The sequence below is a fragment of the Nocardiopsis sp. NPDC007018 genome, from assembly GCF_040635075.1.
GTDB lineage: Bacteria > Actinomycetota > Actinomycetes > Streptosporangiales > Streptosporangiaceae > Nocardiopsis.
In genome coordinates, this window is the sequence record NZ_JBEYHA010000110.1 from 1 (window position 1) to 1,526 (window position 1,526).

The window sequence follows — 1,526 nt, forward strand, 5'->3', positions numbered from 1 at the left end:
CCGGGCGGTCAGCGTTCGTGGTCAACGCCGCCGTGGGCGAGGAGTCGATCGCCCACCCGACCACACGTCGGCCCACCCGCGAGGCCGGACGGGGATCTTTCACCGGCGGGAGGCCCGCACCGTTTCGGCCAGGGCGCTGAACTCGGCACGCACCCGCGCGATGTCGGTCGCGTTCGCGGGGTCGAGGCTCTCACGGCGGCGGACGCACGCGCGTCGGCCAGCGCTTGCCTTCTCGATCACCTGCTCATCGGGGGCGTCCTTGGCCTCTTCGTGAGCGATCAGGGCACTGTAGGCGCCCATCGCGCCGTGGATCGCCTCCAGTGCGGCCTCGTAGCGGGCCAGCTCGCTGCCGGACCACGACTGTTCGTTCCGGGGGTGTGCACTCATGACGTCCACCTTGCCTCGGGGGGTCGGGTACACGGGGGGTCACGCCGTGGTGCGTCGCTCGTTCGCGGGGTCAGGATACGCCGTGGGCCGTGGCGAAGCCCGGCGGGAGCACGCCCGTAGGACCGGCAAGGTCATCCCCGCGTGCGCGGGGAGCAGAACCTGATGGCCGGGCTGGCGCACACCCTGGAGGGTCCATCCCCGCGTGCGCGGGGAGCAGACTCTTCGACCTGGCAACTTACCAGCGGCAAGCGGCCGTTTTCCCAACTACTCGAAATACGGACACTGGGAACATACGGATAGCAATCTCCATAGGGCTCAGCGTTTCCCGAATCTGCGTCGGTTGGATGCCTTGCTTCGGAGGGACCGGGACTCCTTGGGACGGTACATCAGAACCGACCGTCTCAGCGTGCCGATTTCACCACCGGTCGGTATTCGACCGCCCCACTGAAACGTGGTCGACGTGAACCTGTCCCAGAACGTGCGTGGGGCCCGGTGGCGTTGTCGCCTCCGGGCCCTGTCCTTCTTGTGTTGGGTTAGGTCAGGATGCCGATGTTGTGGTTCAGGGCCGGGCCGGCGGTGCCCAGGACGTGCAGGCCGTAGAGCAGTGACGCCCCCATGGCGGTGACGGGCCATGCCCACCAGCGGCGCGGGGCGCGGTGACGGCCCCGGGGGCGCACGGGTTCCGGCAGCTCGGTTCGGGCGTTCGCGGCGGCCTGTCGAGCTTCCCGGGCCTTCTGTTCGCGGTGGTGGCGGGCGACCTTGACCCAGTGCGGGACCGGGCCGTGTTGGAGCATGTACGCGACCCGGGGGTTGCCGTGCATCTGGCGGAGCAGGCGTTCCTGCCTGGCCTGATGAGTCTCCTCCCAGGGCATCTCCGGCTGCGGCGATCCCGGCCGAGACGCTTGCGCCTGGGCCGGAACGCGCCGCAAGGAGGATTCCTGAGAAGACGCGTTCCGGGAGGGAACGATCCGAGGGACGGACGTGCGCCGCGGGCGTTCTCCGGAGCGCGGGAACCGGCGGCCTCGGGGCGCGGTCAAGACGGACCGCACCCCATCGCTGAGCTGAGTGCTACCGGTCACCGAACGCCCCCATTGGCCAAGGCCGGAAGGGTGAACTCGGCCCAGATGACCGTGCCCAGC

At 69.6% G+C, this 1,526-nt stretch carries 2 protein-coding genes; both read right to left on the reverse strand.

The genetic code is table 11. From position 1 onward, the window contains the following. Window positions 1-99: 99 nt before the first annotated feature. Window positions 100-387 carry a hypothetical protein gene (locus ABZ635_RS27100; RefSeq protein WP_357770081.1) on the reverse strand — a complete coding sequence of 96 codons (288 nt, stop codon included), beginning with the start codon at window positions 385-387 and terminating at the stop codon, window positions 100-102. A gap of 533 nt (window positions 388-920) precedes the next feature. Beyond that, window positions 921-1,259: a hypothetical protein gene (locus tag ABZ635_RS27105; protein WP_357770083.1), complete on the reverse strand. Its 339-nt coding sequence runs from the start codon at window positions 1,257-1,259 to the stop codon at window positions 921-923. Window positions 1,260-1,526 lie beyond the last annotated feature (267 nt).